Here is a 15620-nt window from a genome sequence, read left to right as displayed (position 1 = left end):
GAATAACGTCAGAGGGTGCCCACCCTCTGACGTCAGGATGATGTCGAGGCTCGTTCATGGCGTTTCACAGAAATACTCTCCTCTTTGTTGCTTTGTTACCCGCATCCATCCAACTCGCCTGCGCCGGGATGGCCGTCCCGGCGGGTTTTGAAGATCTGGCGAAAACGCAGCGCCTGTGGACAGAGGTCAACCTCTACGGCGAGTCGCTTGGACTTTTTGAAACGGATATCACGCTTGAAACGGTCAGTTTTGTCGCACCTGAAACCGTGGTTGCGGCCATCAAACGACGGTTTAACGACGACCCTGCTCTCGTTGGCACCGTGTCTGCCGCGCTGGCCGTTCCGCTTGCCCGTAACGGCAACCTGGCCTGCAGCAGCAACGGCTCCGCAGCGGGCTGCGATTACATTGATACCGACCGCGCGGCCATTATCTATGACGAGAATAACGCCCGTATTAGCCTGTTTTTGGACAAGAAATTTCTGCCTAAAGTCACCGCGGAAAATCAGTGGTATCAGCCCACGCAGGACACCGAAAATGCGCTGATCCATCAGCAGAATATTAACTTCGTTGCCGACAGGGATTATCAGTCGGCTACCGTACAGGGCAATGGCGCGCTGGCGCTCACGAAGGACGGCTATGTTAACCTCGACTGGACCTGGCTGGGACAGCGTTCAAGGCGCCAGCAGCAACAGGAAATCACCGTCAACAACGCCTGGTTCCGCCAGGATATCTTGCGCCAGTACTATGTCCAGCTGGGCGAGATGGATACCCGCGATCTGTTCAGTAATGCCGGCGGGAATATCAACCTCAGCCAGCTGCCGCTGGGCAAAATTCGCGGTCTCCGCACGGGTTCAACAAGAGCGTGGATGAATCCGGTTCAGCAGTCAAAGGGAACTCCTGTCACCGTACTGCTTTCCCATGACGCGCGTATCGACGCCCGCCGTGGCAATCAGCTGCTGGCCAGCTTTTACCTGAATGCCGGGGCGCAAACCCTGGACACGCGATCGTTTCCGGACGGGAGCTACACCGTCACGCTGTCGGTCTATGAAAATAACCGGCTGACGCGTACCGAGCAGGTGCCGTTTACCCGAACCGGCATTACGCCATTCGACCGCGTCGAGTGGTTCCTGCAGGCGGGTGAAACCGACAATAGCGATCAAAACGAAGAACGCAGCGCGGTTGCGCAGGCGGGTGTGCGCCTGCCCGTCACCCCGCCCCTGGCGCTGACCAGTGGAGCAACGATAAAGAAAAACCAGCGTTTCCTGGAAAATGCGCTCGACTGGAGCCGGGGCTTCAACGCGGGCCCGATCGACGGCGTGCTGAGTACCCGGTTTAGCTACCTTTACGGCAGCGAAGGCCAGCGCGGCAATATTCAGCAAATCAGCTACAACGACGGTTTTTCAGTGAGCCTCTATCGCAACGCGCTGTCAGCGGAAAACTGCAACACCCGAAGCGCGGGGTTTGACGCCGTGAACGGCTGTTATCGCACCCTCTCAGTGATGTTTTCCGTCCCTGTCGGCGCCTGGTATGCGAGCCTCGGGTATTCGGATAACCGCAACGAAGGACGGTACGTTTCACGTCGGGAGCTCCCGGATAGCGACGATCGCCACGATGCGGGTTTGCCGTGGGAATCGGTCTATATGACCCGCTCGCGCTCGCGGGCCTGGCAGGGAGGCCTGAGCAATGCCTTTAGCACCCGAGGCCTCAACATTAACAGCAGCATTAACCTGTTCATGCGTCACGATGACGCCCGCGACGGCAGGGACAAAGGCGGCTACCTGAGCGTGAGCCTGTCCATGGCGCATAACCGTCAGGGCGATGCGTCGAGCTATACCTCTATGGGCGCGACCTGGCAGCACCAGCAGCGTGAAAAAAATCAGCTGAGCTACAACGTGGCGCATAACTGGTACGCCGATGCACGCGGCGAAAACGAGTACGGTCTGAGCGCGTCGGGCATTAACAGCGACTCGCTGAATACCTCAGCCTATACGCGCCAGGGCGGGCGATATGGCAACGGCAGCCTGACCGTCAGCGACGCCTGGGATCGACAGGATCGTCGCCATACGCTGAGCAGCAGCGGCAACTACAGCTCAACCCTTGCGCTGTCGCGTTCTGGCCTGTGGCTGGGCCGCTGGAGCGACGGTCGTCCCGCTTCCGCCGTCGCGGTTAACGTTGCCACACCGGAAGATACCCAGGCTCCAAGCGTTGCCGTGTCGCTGGATAACAGCGGGAGCGCAGACATCCCGGGCAATAGCCGCGCCCTCTTCGCAGTGCCGGGCTACCAGCAGACGACGTTGACGATTAACGAATCGCTGGACGTATCCCGGGGGGCCAGCAGTGAGATCACGCAAGGTTCAGGCAGCAGAACGCTGTTTATGGTGCCGGGCAAACTGCTGCGTCGGGATGTGCAAACCACCGCAAGCTACACCTGGCTCGGCCAGTTGACCGACGAGCGTCATTCGCCGTTTATCGGTGGCGTGCCGCTGAACGTTAACGGCTGGAGCGATCTCGGAAACGGCGGATTCAGCGCCCAGAGCGATGCCCTGCTGCATAACCTCTACCTGGTGCGCCAGCAGCAGTTTTATCAGTGCGAACTCAACGTGAAAAGTATGCGCGACGTGGTGCGCTATGTCGGCTCAATTCCTTGCCGGGAATTAACCTTCTCCGCCCTGCCGGATGCCGTCCAGCAGCAGGCGCAGCTGATGCTCGCCGGACGATCGTTACCAACCGGTCCAACTGCCATGAACGCCGACAACCTCACTAAAGGGAAATGATGTGATTAAGTGCTTCTTTATTTTACTGTGCTTAAGCCTGTGGACAGGCCAGGCGCTGGCGGGTGCCCCTGCGGGACGAAACACCAGCGTTGGGATCAGCTTCGATCGCACGGCACCGCCTGCGCGTTTCGATATCTGGTTTCATGAATCGGGCGGCTTTGACGCCGCCGACCCGCAAAAGTGGGGACGTAATACCCTGACCTGTGAGTCCCGGACTGACGCCACGAACGGGGCCTGCATGAACTCTCCGGTCTGGTTCTCGGGTAACCCGGCCGCGCCCTATGCCATCAATTTACGTTTCACGCATGCCCTCACCAGCAAGACGGTGGATATCAAGGTGTATGGCGATCACTACATGTTTATCAACAATAAAGTTTTTACCTTCGCCAGTTTTGTCACAGGGGGAACGGGCGATCTCAGCGCCTGGAACAGAGAGCCCTATTTTGATTTCTATATTGTGAAAAGCGAACTGGATAAGCTCGCCCTGCCGGGGATCTGGACCGCAACGCTGAAGCAGAACCTGCGTCAATGGGGGAGCGCCGACTGTGGCGGAAACTTCAATGACGTAAACGTCGGATGCCCTGGCTATCTCACTATCGCCAGGTGGCAGGCAAACATTCGCATTGAGGTGGTCGATCCGGGTAATCAGCAAATTTATCTGCCGGCATTTCCGCACTCAACGCCCATCGTTAACCTCAACCTGACCAACTTCCCGGGGCGGCCGGGTGGTAGTGAGATCCAGGGTGAAAACTCGCTGGATATGTGCCTGTACGACGGTAATAACAGCACCAGCACCCGCGCCTATCTTCGCTTTGAGGATGACGGACTCCCCTCAGCGGATCGTGCCGAAGACGCGTTTTCTATCAGGCGACGCGGCGGTAGCCAGACCGATGCGCGGGATCGTCTCGATTACCGGGTCTCCGTCACCAACCCAATCACAGGCGCAACCGAAGCCGTCGCGAACGGTAAAACCCTGGTCTGGCAAGGCACAAACGATCCGCAGCATCTGCGTCAGGTCGTGCTGCCCGGCGGACGCGAGAGCGTACTGTGCATTCCTGCCCCTATTATCCTGAAAACCCCCGCGTTTGCCGCCAGCAGCAAAAACGCGGGCGACTATACCGGCACGCTGCGCGTTATCTATACGCCCAGCACGTTATAACGAGGTCCCCGTGAGTTACGCTATTCTCGACAATAATCGATTTTACGCTGAAGGGTTGCGCTATGCGCTGCTGCGTCGGGGCGTTCAGTTAGAGGTCCAAAGCGACACCGTGCAATGGCAGCCAGCGCTGCTTACCCGCCGCGTGCTTGTTGTGCGCTGCCGTTTTTCCGTGGCGGGTACGCATCAGGCATTGATAAACATTTTGCTCAGACTGGAAGCCGCCCGCTGGCAAGGCAGCCTGTATCTGGTCTGCAATGAAAAGGGGTGGGCGCTGGCGACGCATTTACGCAAGCGTTTCAGTACGTTGACCCTTTATATCATCGATGACCGGATCGCCGTCGCTGATGCGGCATATTTGCTGGCAAAAGAGCCTCGCCGCGTCCGAAGTCTTGACTGCTGTCTTACCGGCCTTGAATTCAACGTGCTCGATCTGATGCTTACCGGCTTGCCGGTACGCCACATTGCCATCGTGACGCGTATGTCTGAGAAACAGGTTTCAACCCATAAATGCAACGCGCTGAAAAAGCTCAATGCCAACAATCTGCTGCAGCTGCTCCTGTAGGGCACGGCTTATCCTTCGGCGGCTTTTTTGCTACACTGTCGCCGTTTTTTTCACAGACGACAGAAGATTATGTTCATTTTTGCAGGCCAGGAAATTGAGACCGATAGCGAAGGCTATCTGAAAGATACGACGCTCTGGAGCGAGCCGCTGGCGGAGAAAATTGCGGAAAACGAAGGGATTATCCTCTCCCCCGAACACTGGGAAGTGGTGCGTTTTGTTCGCGAGTTCTATCTTGAATTCAACACCTCTCCGGCGATCCGCATGCTGGTCAAAGCCATGGCCAATAAGTTCGGCGAAGAGAAAGGCAACAGCCGCTATCTGTATCGTCTGTTCCCGAAAGGCCCGGCAAAACAGGCCACCAAAATTGCCGGCCTGCCTAAGCCGGTGAAGTGTATTTAATACCGAATCCCGAAGTTTACGTATTCGCGCCCGGGTTGATGCGGTTCCGTTAACACCTTATCAACCCGTGCGCTGCGCGGCCCGCCCGCTTTCAGCCACGCCATAAGCTTGTCGACCTGCTCCGCTTCGCCGCAGGCGACCACCTCAACGCTGCCGTCGTCCATATTTCGCGCGTATCCCGTTAGCCCAAGCTCAACCGCTTCGCGCTGGGTGCTGTAGCGGAACCCCACGCCCTGAACAACGCCGTGAACCCAGGCAATGGTGCAGACTTTTGACATTTTTCTTCTCCTTATCGTAGCGTTTTCGGCAAACAGCCATAGTGCTGCCGGAAACGGGCGGTGAAACGAGAGCTGGAAAGATACCCACATTGTAATGCGATTTCGCCAATTGGTAATCGGGTTGACTGGAGCTGCGACAAAGCAACGGCCATCCTCACCTCCTCCACGATCAGGCGAAAACTCTGCGACTCGTCACGCAAGCGTCTGCGCAGCGTCGGCACGCTTAAGGCCAGACGGCTGGCAACGTCCTGGGCGGTCCAGGCTCTGGCGGGCGACAGCATAATGAACTGCCGCACCTGCTCGGTCAGGTTACTGTTACGCTCAACAAGCAGCGGACCCGCCACGCCATCGTGCAGCAGGGCCAGCAAAAGGCCGAAAGCCTGATGCTTTTGGAGCGCCTCCGGTAAATCCTGACGCACGGCGTGCAGCAGATTGTCCCACATAAACGCCAGCCCCTCGCTCAGCGGGGCGCAGAGCGAATGCAGCGTCGTGCGCGGCCAGGACTTCAGGTAATGCGCTTTAAACTCGGCGACAATCTCCGGGGACAACATCAGCAAATCCGAGTGAAACAGACCGTTTACAGGCTGATTGATTATCTCCATCGCCGTATTGGCCGGGATAATGATGAGCTGATCCCGTGTCGCCTCCAGACGGTTATCATCCTGAACTATCACCTTACTGCCGTGGGTGATATGACAAATAGCCGGAAAAAACAGTTTAACCTGGTGCAGGCGATGCATTTTGCTGGCAGTCACTTCACCCGCGGTAAGATGGTTATGTCGAAAATGAAACTCCTGCACCCTGTCATCCTTATCTGCTGTAGGTTGCCGTTAACTGAGCCTTTGCCAGAACGTGACTATTGAGCATAAAACCGACCAGCGCGCCGCTGGCATTGTTGTCGACGGGCAGTTTATCCACGTCCAGGGCCCAGACGGTAATCTGATAGCGGTGAGGCTTGTCCCCTTCGGGTGGACATGCGCCGCCGAATCCAGAATAGCCGAAATCATTACGCCCCTGCACAACGCCGGCAGGTAATTTCTCGCCGTTCGGGTTACCGGCATCAGCGGGCAGCGTCATTGTCTTCGCCGGAATATTGGCTACGGTCCAGTGCCACCAGCCGCTGCCGGTGGGCGCATCCGGGTCATATACCGTGACGGCAAAACTTTTCGTACCGGCAGGCGGATTTTTCCATGCCAGCTGTGGAGAAATATTCCCACCGTGGCAGCCAAACCCCTCAAATACCTGCTGTTGCGCCAGTCGCCTTTCGCCGGAAATATCCTGGCTGGTGACGTCGAAAGGCGTTGTTGCTAAAACCTGAAAACTCATCGCCGCCAGAGCGGCTATTGCTATCACACTGCGCTTTTTCATGGGTGCTCCCTCTGCTGTACCGGAAGCCCCACTCTAAACCCAGCGGCAATATCGTAATGTGCCTAAGCGATTTGATTTTGTGCCGAAACGCTCAACGGCATCCGCAGATGATTGCGCCTTGCTGAATGTGGTAATCTACGCGCCATTTCCTGAAATCGACAGAACAGCAAATTATGAGTGTACGTTTAGTGTTAGCCAAAGGGCGCGAGAAATCATTACTGCGCCGTCATCCCTGGGTCTTTTCCGGCGCGGTTGCCCGTATGGAAGGCAAAGCCAGCCTCGGTGAAACCATTGATATCGTTGACCATCAGGGGAAATGGTTAGCGCGCGGCGCCTACTCGCCAGCGTCCCAGATCCGTGCTCGCGTCTGGACGTTTGATAAAGATGAAACCATCGACATCGATTTCTTCGTTCGCCGTCTGCAGCAGGCGCAGCAGTGGCGCGACTGGCTGGCAAAACGCGACGGGCTGGACAGCTACCGCCTGATTGCCGGTGAGTCCGACGGTCTGCCGGGCGTGACCATCGATCGCTTCGGTAACTTTCTGGTGCTGCAGCTCCTGAGCGCCGGAGCGGAATACCAGCGTGCCGCGCTGATCGGCGCGCTGCAAACGCTGTTCCCGCAGTGTGCCATTTACGACCGCAGCGATGTGGCGGTGCGCAAAAAAGAAGGCATGGAGCTGACTCAGGGGCCCGTAACGGGCGAACTGCCACCGGCCCTGCTGCCGATTGAAGAACACGGCATGAAGCTGCTGGTGGATATTCAGGGCGGGCACAAAACGGGTTACTACCTCGACCAGCGCGACAGCCGTCTGGCTACGCGTCAGTACGTTGCCGACAAACGCGTGCTGAACTGCTTCTCCTATACCGGCGGTTTTGCCGTTTCGGCGCTGATGGGCGGCTGTGCCCAGGTGGTGAGCGTGGACACCTCACAGGAAGCGCTGGACGTGGCAAAACAGAACGTCGAGCTCAACAAGCTGGACTTGAGCAAAGCTGAGTTTGTACGCGATGACGTATTCAAGCTGCTGCGTAAATATCGCGACCAGGGCGAGAAGTTCGACGTCATCGTGATGGATCCGCCAAAGTTTGTGGAAAACAAAAGCCAGCTGATGGGCGCGTGCCGCGGGTATAAAGATATCAACATGCTGGCTATCCAGCTGCTGAACCCGGGCGGGGTTCTGCTCACCTTCTCCTGCTCCGGCCTGATGACCACAGATTTATTTCAGAAAATCATCGCCGATGCCGCAATAGATGCTGGCCGTGATGTACAATTTATAGAGCAGTTCCGTCAGGCAGCCGATCACCCCGTGATTGCTACCTACCCGGAAGGACTGTATCTGAAAGGGTTTGCCTGTCGCGTCATGTAACTTGAAAAGAGAAATATTGCCCGCACATAACGTGTAAGTCGTATTTCCCGGGAGGTGACTATGATTGCCAGCAAATTCGGTATCGGCCAGCAGGTCCGCCACACTTTGCTAGGGTATTTGGGTGTGGTCGTGGATATCGACCCGGAGTATTCCCTTGATGAACCGTCAGCAGACGAGCTGGCGGTGAACGCAGAGCTTCGCGCCGCGCCCTGGTACCACGTGGTAATGGAAGGTGATGATGGACAACCCGTTCACACCTATCTGGCCGAAGCGCAGCTGAGTAGCGAGCTGCAGGAAGAGCATCCGGAGCAACCCACAATGGATGAACTTGCTCAGACTATCCGCAAACAGTTACAGGCCCCGCGCCTGCGGAACTAAGCGTGTAAAAAAAGCCCGATGAACGGGCTTTTTTTTATTACTTCGCCAGCCCCAAACGGGGGATGTCGATCGCCGGGCAGCGGTCCATGACTACCTTCAACCCCGCATCCCGCGCCAGCACGGCGGCCTGCTCGTTAATCACGCCCAGCTGCATCCACAGCGTTTTCGCGCCTACGGCGATAGCGTCCTGCGCCACTTCCCACGCCGCCTCGGAATTGCGGAAGACATCGACCATATCAATTTTTTCCGGCACGTCAGCGAGCGTGGCGTAACCCTGCTGGCCCAGCAATGTTTTCCCCGCTACTTTTGGCGAGACTGGGATAACGTGATAGCCCTGATCGAGAAGGTATTTCATCACCCGATAGCTTGGACGATCGGGTTTATCGCTCGCGCCCACCAGCGCAATGGTACGCGTGGATGTCAGAATCTCGGCAATATCGTTCTCTTTCATGGTTTTTCTCCTGGCTTTTTTAAAAGTGTACGCCAAACCGCACATCTCAACCATCCATCCCATACAGATGCATGAGGGCAAAACGGCGAAATATGTCTATATGTTAGTAAACGTGATTATCGAAAAATTTAGATACATTAATGCGGCGACAGGATTTCTGACGGGAGCCTTCTATGAAAACCGGTATTGCCACTGCTCTGATTGCGTTAGTGATGCCGGTCTGCGTTTTTGCTACCACGCTCCGGCTCTCTACCGACATTGATCTCCTTGTACTGGACGGAAAAAAGGTCTCCAGCTCGTTATTGCGCGGTGCAGACAGCATCGAGTTAGATAACGGGCCGCATCAGCTGGTCTTCCGGGTAGAAAAGCCGATCGGTCTGGCTAATCACGAGCAACGGATGTATATCTCCCCGCCGCTGATCGTCAGCTTTAATACCCGGCAAATCAGTCAGGTGAATATCACCCTGCCTCGCCTTGAAACGGAGAAGGAATCTGCGGCCTTCAACGCGTCACCCCGCGTTGAACTGTTGGACGGGGATGCGATGCCGATTCCGGTGAAGCTGGATATTCTGGCGTTGACGACCTCACCGAAAGGCCCGGATTACGAGGCCGCGACCCAGACCTATAACAAAGCGGGGAAACGCGCCTCGCTTCCGCAATTTGCCACCATGATGGCGGACGACAGTACGCTTTTATCCGGCGTCTCTGAACTGGACGTTATTCCTCCCCAGTCCCAGACCCTGACGGAACAGCGCCTTAAATTCTGGTTCCAGCAGGCCGATCCCGACACGCGGGCCCGATTTTTACAGTGGGCAAAACAACAACCTTCATCATAAGCCACATTTTTTACGCCTTTCTCTTGCAGCGTCAGACGGTTCCCGTCATCGTGTAGTCAGTTAACCTGATGGATATGATTATGGAATTGACAACACGCACGCTGCCTGAGCGCAAACACATTGCTCTTGTGGCGCACGATCACTGTAAACAAATGCTGCTTAACTGGGTTCGCCGCCATCAGTCTTCGCTGGAAAAGCACGCCCTGTCGGCGACAGGCACCACCGGTAACCTGATCCAGCGCGAAACGGGTCTGCAGGTGAATGCCATGCTGAGCGGTCCGATGGGCGGCGATCAGCAGGTCGGCGCGCAGATTTCCGAAGGGAAAATTGATGTGCTGATCTTCTTCTGGGACCCGCTGAACGCGGTTCCGCACGATCCGGATGTCAAAGCGCTGCTGCGCCTGGCGACGGTATGGAATATTCCGGTGGCGACGAACCTGTCGACGGCGGATTTCATCATCGAATCGCCGCAGTTTAACTCGCCGGTTGATATCCTTATTCCGGACTATCAGCGTTATCTTTCTGACAGACTGAAGTAGCTTTTTTGCCGGGTGGCGGCTACGCCTTACCCGGCCTGGAAAATCTTGCCTGACATCTTTATGGTTTACGCGCCACCGGCACATCAATACTCTTCAGGATATCGACAAACACGGATGGCTCCTCTTTATTAAACAGCAACCACACGCGATGCCGCGCGCGGGTGATGGCCACATACAGCAAACGCCGCTCTTCGGCGTCCGGGAAGTCTTCCGGGACCGGCAGCAGGGCCTCTTCCATCACCGACTCGCGGGCCGGAGCCGGGAAACCGTCGCTCCCCTCTTTCAGCCCCACCACAATCACATAGTCAGCCTGCTGCCCTTTGCTGGCGTGAATGGTCATAAATTCAAGCTGCAGTTTCGGCCAGCGGGTGGCGGCTTTTTCCAGCGCCACGGGCTTTAGGTGATGGTAGCGCGCCAGCACCAGAATACGTTCATCGGGCTTCGCGTAGCCGCTGAGCTTGTCCAGCAGCGGCTCCAGCTGGTCATCCGCCAGCAGGGTGACCGCTTTTTTATCCCCTGGGCGCAGGCTATTGAGCGGCTTGGCCAGCTGATGCGGGTTTTGCTGGATAAAGCGGTTGGCGATCTCACCAATGCGTGAATTGAAGCGGTAGGTGGTGTCCAGATCGCTACGATCCCCTTCGCCAAAATAGTGGTGGAACGCGGTCGTCAGGGAGAGCTGCGCCCCGCTGAAGCGATAGATGGCCTGCCAGTCGTCACCCACCGCAAACAGCGACGTATGTTTATTTTGCGCCCGTAGCGCCGAGAGCAGCGCAGCACGCTGCGGAGAGATGTCCTGGAACTCATCCACCAGAATGTGTTTCCACGGGCTGACAAAACGTCCCTTCTCAAGAATGATGATGGCCTGATGGATTAAACCGGAGAAATCGACGGCATTTTCCTCTTTCAGCGCGGTTTTCCAGGCTTTCAGCAGCGGAGCCATCAGCTTGACCCGTTTCGAAAACAGATCGCGGATCGCCTCCGGCGCGCTTTCAATCATCTCTGCCTGCGTTCCACCGTGCATTCGCATCAGGCTGACCCAGCGGTCAAGTCGCGAACCCAGACGACGCGCCAGTTTGTCATCCTGCCAGAAGCTCCCCTCTGGCACCTCCCAGCCGAGCTCCTCCTCCAGCCACTGACGCCACCCTTTCGCCTGCGCCTTTTTCTCACTGCACTGCTGGCGCCACGTTTTGATGAACAGCGCCTGACGCGCCTGCGCGTCGTTTTCCAGCTTACTGATGGAAGGCACTTTTTTACTGCCCTGCTGAATAATATGCAGCGCAAGGGCATGGAAGGTCCTGGCCGTGATATCGCGGGTGTGCAGGCGCTCCTGGATACGTTCGTCCATCTCCTGGGCAGCCTTGCGGCCAAAGGCCAGAAGCAGAATTTGATCGGCTACCGCTTCTCCGGTCGTCAGCAGCCAGCCGGCACGCGCCACCAGCACCGACGTTTTACCGCTACCGGCCCCCGCCAGCACCAGCAGCGACTGCTCGCCGTTGACCACCGCGCGCGCCTGGGCCGGATTGAGCGGTGAAGATTCCACCGTACTGAAAAAGTCGGCGTATTGGGTGAGCATGGCGTCCGTCCAGGCCTGATTATGAGCGAGACGGCTTTTATCCTTATCATTTAGCCAGGCCTGACACTGGCGCCAGGCGTCGCGACAGTTGTCAAACTCGTCGAGACGCGTCACGGAGAGCGGCAGCGCCGAGAGTGCGTGTCGGATCTTTTGCTGCAGCCCGGCGGTCTGCTGACGGGTCAGCCACGCGTGCTGTGCGTTGCTCTGCGCGATATCGTCCAGCACCTGCTGCAGCACCTGGGCGGCAATTATGCTCATATCCTGGCTCCACTGCTGCCACAGTGCGTTCAGGTGATGATGGAAACGCTGGGTTTCCGCCCACTCGGTGCCGTGAAGACGCACGACTTTATCGTCAGGCAGAACGAACTCCAGCTCGCCCCACACCAGCCCGCGTTTACAGTGGATAGCCAGAAGCTGGTTAAACGGAATAAGGTATTCGTGGCGTTCCCCGGACACTTTCACCCCGGCATTAAGGAGAACCACCCTGTCGTAAGGGTGTTGCGCCAGGCGTTTGCCTAACGAGGTTGCTTTCAGTTCCATGTTCCGCCAAATCCACGAAGAGATAATTTACCTGACAGTTTAACTGCCAGTTTTAAGGTGCTCCAGCCTAAAAAAACGTTACAATCATTGGGCGTTAATTTTATCGAAAGGAAGTGAGGGTTTATGCGTACCGTTCTGAATGTGTTGAATTTTGTGCTGGGCGGTTTTGCCACCACCCTTTCCTGGCTTTTCGCCACGCTGGTGAGCATCGTCCTGATTTTCACGCTTCCCCTGACCCGTTCCTGCTGGGAAATCACAAAGCTCTCCTTAATCCCTTACGGGAATGAAGCCATCCACGTTGACGAGCTGAATCCGGAGAGCAAAAACGCCCTGATGAATACGGGCGGAACCCTGCTGAACATTCTGTGGCTGATTTTCTTCGGCTGGTGGCTGTGCATCATGCATATTTTTGCCGGTATTGCACAGTGCATCACGATTATTGGTATTCCGGTGGGGATCGCAAACTTTAAGATCGCCGCCATCGCCCTTTGGCCCGTCGGTCGCAGGGTTGTTCCGGTAGAAGTGGCCCAGGCGGCGCGTGAAGCAAACGCGCGTCGTCGTTTTCAGTAAATAAGGACCGGCCGCGTTTATGCTAAGCCCACTGCTTCGCCGTTATACCTGGAACAGCACCTGGCTATACAACGTCAGGATATTTATCGCGCTTTGCGGCACGGTTGCACTGCCCTGGTGGCTGAATGATGTCAAGCTCACCATTCCGCTCACGCTGGGGGTAGTTGCCGGGGCGCTTGCGGACCTGGACGATCGTCTGGCCGGGCGCTTACGTAACCTGGTTATTACGCTCGTCTGCTTTTTCATTGCGTCAGCGTCCGTTGAGCTGCTTTTCCCTTGGCCCTGGCTGTTTGCCCTGGGCCTTACGCTCTCAACCAGCGGGTTTATTTTGTTGGGCGGCCTCGGGCAGCGCTATGCCACCATCGCGTTTGGTGCATTGCTGATCGCTATCTACACCATGCTGGGCGTTTCCCTGTACGACCAGTGGTACCAGCAGCCGGTTCTCCTGCTGCTGGGCGCCATCTGGTATAACCTGCTGACGCTAACCGGTCATCTGATCTTCCCGGTTCGCCCGCTGCAGGATAACCTTGCCCGCAGCTTTGAGCAGTTAGCCCACTATCTGGAACTGAAATCCCGGCTGTTCGACCCGGATATTGAGGAAGAAAGCCAGGCTCCGCTCTACGATCTGGCGCTGGCAAACGGCCAGCTGGTCGCCACCCTTAACCAGACAAAAGCCTCTCTGCTTACCCGTCTGCGCGGCGATCGCGGTCAGCGCGGAACGCGAAGGACCTTACACTACTATTTTGCCGCCCAGGACATCCATGAACGTGCCAGCTCCTCACACGTTCAGTACGCGGCCCTGCGCGAGAAGTTCCGGTACAGCGACGTAATGTTCCGCTTCCAGCGCCTGCTGTCCATGCAGTCCCAGGCGTGCCAGCAGCTCTCGCGCTCCATTCTGCTGCGCACGCCCTATCAGCATGATCCCCGCTTTGAACGCGTATTCAGCCATCTTGATGCGGCGCTCGACCGCGTCCAGGCCAGCGGAACGTCACCGGAACACATCAAAGCGCTGGGCTTTCTGCTGAACAACCTGCGGGCGATTGATGCCCAGCTGGCGACCATTGAGTCCGAACAGGCGATGGCGCTGCAGGGCAGTGAGGTGGAAAATCAGCTTGCTGATGACAGCGTGCACAGCGTTAGCGATATGTGGCTGCGTCTGAGTCGTAACTTTACGCCGGAGTCGGCACTCTTTCGCCACGCGGTGAGAATGTCGCTGGTGCTGTGCGTGGGGTATGCTTTTATCCAGATAACCGGGCTGCACCACGGCTACTGGATCCTGCTGACCAGCCTGTTCGTCTGCCAGCCGAACTATAACGCCACCCGACACCGTCTTGCGCTGCGTATTATCGGCACGCTGGTCGGCGTCGCGATCGGCCTTCCGGTGCTCTATTTCGTGCCCTCCGTTGAAGGTCAACTGATTCTGATTGTGATCACCGGCGTGCTGTTCTTCGCGTTTCGCAACGTGCAGTACGCGCACGCCACCATGTTCATCACGCTGCTGGTGCTGCTCTGCTTTAACCTGCTGGGTGAAGGGTTCGAAGTCGCCCTGCCCCGCGTGATCGATACCCTGATTGGCTGCGCGATTGCCTGGGCTGCGGTCAGCTTTATCTGGCCAGACTGGCGTTTCCGCAATTTGCCGCGCGTGGTGGACAGGGCGATGAACGCCAACTGTCGATACCTTGACGCAATCCTGGAGCAGTACCACCAGGGGCGCGATAACCGCCTGGCTTACCGGATAGCCCGTCGCGACGCGCACAACAGTGATGCAGAACTGGCCTCCGTTGTCTCTAACATGTCAACGGAGCCTCGCGCCACGGCGGAGATTCGTGAGACTGCGTTCCGCCTGCTCTGCCTCAACCATACGTTCACCAGCTATATTTCGACGCTCGGTGCCCACCGTGAGAAACTCACCAACCCGGGCATTCTCAATCTGCTTGATGACGCCGTCTGTTATGTCGATGACGCGCTTCATCACCGACCAGCCGATGAGCCGCGCGTTCAACAGGCGCTGAATGAACTGGCTCAACGCATTGCGCATCTTGATCCTGGAAACGACAGCAAAGCGCCGCTGGTACTTCAGCAGATAGGCCTGCTTATCGCTCTGCTGCCTGAAATTTGCCGGCTGCAACAGCAAATCGCTACCTGGAGGAGTGATTCTCCTGTGGCTCAGGCAGCGCATTAAACCACTCCGTTAGCTCCCGGCGAATGCCCGCCGGGAGTGCCGCCTCATGCAGCCCCTCGATAGCCCCTTCCAGTGCGAAGAGAACTTTAATACTGAGCGCTTTGTTTTTTGCCCGCATCTTTAGCCAGCTCGCTCTTGCACCCAGCGCCCGCAGCGTTTCCTCATTGGTAATGCCAGCTTCAAAGAGCAAAACCTCAAGCTGAAAGGTCAGGTTTGGCAGATCCTTAAGTCGGTTTCGTTGATGGCGCTGATAGCGTTCTTTTCTTGCCGCACTGAGCGCAAACGAGGAGAGCTGAAGCAGCCGCTCCCTGTCCTGCCATAATCCGTCATCCACACGATAATAGTTGAGCAGCACCGGGCGGCCTCGCTTCATCAACGTCAAAAAAGAGGAGGCATTTTTTACACAGTATTTCGCACTCTCCTCACAGGCGCGGAGATAAAGCTCGCCGTCTGACACCATGGCAAAAACAGCATCATCCACCGCCAGGGTATAGCCTCCAAACAGCGCGCGGTGATGAATCTCGCCCAACGGGGAGAGGTATTCCTGAGATTTATAAATCCGTTCATAAGATATCTTTTTCATGATATTTCCCTTCAAAATCATAAAGTAACAACGAAATTTCTTACTAGCGGATCCGTTAGCAGGA

The 15620-nt window shown here is 56.8% G+C and carries 16 protein-coding genes; 10 read left to right on the top strand and 6 right to left on the bottom strand.

What is annotated here, in order from left to right; translation table 11 throughout:
* Positions 1 to 56: 56 nt before the first annotated feature.
* The 4 genes from ACMGGX_RS17280 (at position 57) to tusE (ending at position 4894) form a co-directional block, all read left to right on the top strand.
* Positions 57 to 2774, top strand: coding sequence for a TcfC E-set like domain-containing protein (locus ACMGGX_RS17280; RefSeq protein WP_420298653.1), 2718 nt, complete (start codon positions 57 to 59; stop codon positions 2772 to 2774).
* A gap of 1 nt (position 2775) precedes the next feature.
* Complete coding sequence (locus ACMGGX_RS17275) at positions 2776 to 3933, top strand: CfaE/CblD family pilus tip adhesin (protein ID WP_420298652.1); 1158 nt, start codon at positions 2776 to 2778, stop codon at positions 3931 to 3933.
* Between the two features lie 10 nt (positions 3934 to 3943).
* Positions 3944 to 4495, top strand: coding sequence for a LuxR C-terminal-related transcriptional regulator (locus ACMGGX_RS17270; RefSeq protein ID WP_420298651.1), 552 nt, complete (start codon positions 3944 to 3946; stop codon positions 4493 to 4495).
* Between the two features lie 69 nt (positions 4496 to 4564).
* Positions 4565 to 4894 carry a sulfurtransferase TusE gene (gene tusE / locus ACMGGX_RS17265; protein WP_023617862.1) on the top strand — a complete coding sequence of 110 codons (330 nt, stop codon included), beginning with the start codon at positions 4565 to 4567 and terminating at the stop codon, positions 4892 to 4894.
* Here tusE and yccX read toward each other — a convergent pair.
* From yccX to ACMGGX_RS17250, 3 genes are read right to left on the bottom strand one after another with little or no spacing between them, the layout of a single operon-like run.
* Positions 4891 to 5172 (bottom strand): acylphosphatase, encoded by a 282-nt coding sequence (yccX, locus tag ACMGGX_RS17260; RefSeq protein ID WP_023311040.1) that lies wholly within the window; start codon positions 5170 to 5172, stop codon positions 4891 to 4893. The two genes, tusE and yccX, sit on opposite strands and share 4 nt — an antisense overlap.
* Positions 5173 to 5183: 11 nt before the next feature.
* Positions 5184 to 5972, bottom strand: a complete 789-nt coding sequence (locus ACMGGX_RS17255) for a helix-turn-helix transcriptional regulator (protein ID WP_420298650.1) — start codon at positions 5970 to 5972, stop codon at positions 5184 to 5186.
* Positions 5973 to 5982: 10 nt separating this feature from the next.
* Positions 5983 to 6540 (bottom strand): kinase inhibitor, encoded by a 558-nt coding sequence (locus ACMGGX_RS17250; protein WP_217072740.1) that lies wholly within the window; start codon positions 6538 to 6540, stop codon positions 5983 to 5985.
* 173 nt (positions 6541 to 6713) lie between these two features.
* On the opposite strand from ACMGGX_RS17250, the gene rlmI reads away from it, so the two are divergent.
* Both rlmI and hspQ read left to right on the top strand, forming a co-directional pair.
* Positions 6714 to 7904 (top strand): 23S rRNA (cytosine(1962)-C(5))-methyltransferase RlmI, encoded by a 1191-nt coding sequence (gene rlmI / locus ACMGGX_RS17245; RefSeq protein WP_045354514.1) that lies wholly within the window; start codon positions 6714 to 6716, stop codon positions 7902 to 7904.
* Between the two features lie 60 nt (positions 7905 to 7964).
* Positions 7965 to 8282 (top strand): heat shock protein HspQ, encoded by a 318-nt coding sequence (gene hspQ, locus ACMGGX_RS17240; RefSeq protein WP_008499919.1) that lies wholly within the window; start codon positions 7965 to 7967, stop codon positions 8280 to 8282.
* 37 nt (positions 8283 to 8319) lie between these two features.
* On the opposite strand, the gene ACMGGX_RS17235 is transcribed toward hspQ, so the two are convergent.
* Complete coding sequence (locus tag ACMGGX_RS17235; RefSeq protein ID WP_028012609.1) at positions 8320 to 8733, bottom strand: CoA-binding protein; 414 nt, start codon at positions 8731 to 8733, stop codon at positions 8320 to 8322.
* Between the two features lie 173 nt (positions 8734 to 8906).
* Here ACMGGX_RS17235 and csgI point away from each other — a divergent pair, with 173 nt between their 5' ends.
* Together csgI and mgsA are read left to right on the top strand one after the other, a co-directional pair.
* Complete coding sequence (gene csgI / locus ACMGGX_RS17230) at positions 8907 to 9569, top strand: curli synthesis inhibitor (RefSeq protein ID WP_181594755.1); 663 nt, start codon at positions 8907 to 8909, stop codon at positions 9567 to 9569.
* Between the two features lie 80 nt (positions 9570 to 9649).
* Positions 9650 to 10108, top strand: coding sequence for a methylglyoxal synthase (mgsA, locus tag ACMGGX_RS17225; protein WP_023311034.1), 459 nt, complete (start codon positions 9650 to 9652; stop codon positions 10106 to 10108).
* Positions 10109 to 10166: 58 nt separating this feature from the next.
* On the opposite strand, the gene helD is transcribed toward mgsA, so the two are convergent.
* The gene (helD, locus tag ACMGGX_RS17220; RefSeq protein ID WP_420298649.1) at positions 10167 to 12221 is read right to left on the bottom strand and encodes a DNA helicase IV; all 2055 of its coding nucleotides are present in this window, start codon (positions 12219 to 12221) and stop codon (positions 10167 to 10169) included.
* Positions 12222 to 12344: 123 nt separating this feature from the next.
* On the opposite strand from helD, the gene ACMGGX_RS17215 reads away from it, so the two are divergent.
* On the top strand, positions 12345 to 12791 hold the full coding sequence (locus ACMGGX_RS17215) for a YccF domain-containing protein (protein WP_023311032.1): 447 nt from the start codon (positions 12345 to 12347) through the stop codon (positions 12789 to 12791).
* Positions 12792 to 12810: 19 nt separating this feature from the next.
* Positions 12811 to 14973 (top strand): YccS family putative transporter, encoded by a 2163-nt coding sequence (gene yccS, locus ACMGGX_RS17210; RefSeq protein ID WP_420298648.1) that lies wholly within the window; start codon positions 12811 to 12813, stop codon positions 14971 to 14973.
* Here the strand turns inward: yccS and ACMGGX_RS17205 are convergent.
* Positions 14930 to 15556 (bottom strand): TfoX/Sxy family DNA transformation protein, encoded by a 627-nt coding sequence (locus tag ACMGGX_RS17205; RefSeq protein ID WP_023311030.1) that lies wholly within the window; start codon positions 15554 to 15556, stop codon positions 14930 to 14932. The two genes, yccS and ACMGGX_RS17205, sit on opposite strands and share 44 nt — an antisense overlap.
* Positions 15557 to 15620: the final 64 nt, after the last annotated feature.

The organism is Enterobacter sp. BNK-29, from assembly GCF_048684785.1.
In the GTDB taxonomy this organism is placed as follows: domain Bacteria; phylum Pseudomonadota; class Gammaproteobacteria; order Enterobacterales; family Enterobacteriaceae; genus Enterobacter; species Enterobacter cloacae_M.
The sequence above is the reverse complement of the archived record's forward strand: the minus strand, read 5'-3'. Positions and strand labels throughout refer to the sequence as shown.

Bases quoted from the DNA above. Each gene is read 5' to 3' on its own strand.
- ACMGGX_RS17280 (WP_420298653.1), top strand. From the start codon at position 57: ATGGCGTTTCACAGAAATACTCTCCTCTTTGTTGCTTTGTTACCCGCA.
- tusE (WP_023617862.1), top strand. From the start codon at position 4,565: ATGTTCATTTTTGCAGGCCAGGAAATTGAGACCGATAGCGAAGGCTAT.
- yccX (WP_023311040.1), bottom strand. From the start codon at position 5,172: ATGTCAAAAGTCTGCACCATTGCCTGGGTTCACGGCGTTGTTCAGGGC.
- ACMGGX_RS17250 (WP_217072740.1), bottom strand. From the start codon at position 6,540: ATGAAAAAGCGCAGTGTGATAGCAATAGCCGCTCTGGCGGCGATGAGT.
- rlmI (WP_045354514.1), top strand. From the start codon at position 6,714: ATGAGTGTACGTTTAGTGTTAGCCAAAGGGCGCGAGAAATCATTACTG.
- hspQ (WP_008499919.1), top strand. From the start codon at position 7,965: ATGATTGCCAGCAAATTCGGTATCGGCCAGCAGGTCCGCCACACTTTG.
- ACMGGX_RS17235 (WP_028012609.1), bottom strand. From the start codon at position 8,733: ATGAAAGAGAACGATATTGCCGAGATTCTGACATCCACGCGTACCATT.
- csgI (WP_181594755.1), top strand. From the start codon at position 8,907: ATGAAAACCGGTATTGCCACTGCTCTGATTGCGTTAGTGATGCCGGTC.
- mgsA (WP_023311034.1), top strand. From the start codon at position 9,650: ATGGAATTGACAACACGCACGCTGCCTGAGCGCAAACACATTGCTCTT.
- helD (WP_420298649.1), bottom strand. From the start codon at position 12,221: ATGGAACTGAAAGCAACCTCGTTAGGCAAACGCCTGGCGCAACACCCT.
- ACMGGX_RS17215 (WP_023311032.1), top strand. From the start codon at position 12,345: ATGCGTACCGTTCTGAATGTGTTGAATTTTGTGCTGGGCGGTTTTGCC.
- yccS (WP_420298648.1), top strand. From the start codon at position 12,811: ATGCTAAGCCCACTGCTTCGCCGTTATACCTGGAACAGCACCTGGCTA.
- ACMGGX_RS17205 (WP_023311030.1), bottom strand. From the start codon at position 15,556: ATGAAAAAGATATCTTATGAACGGATTTATAAATCTCAGGAATACCTC.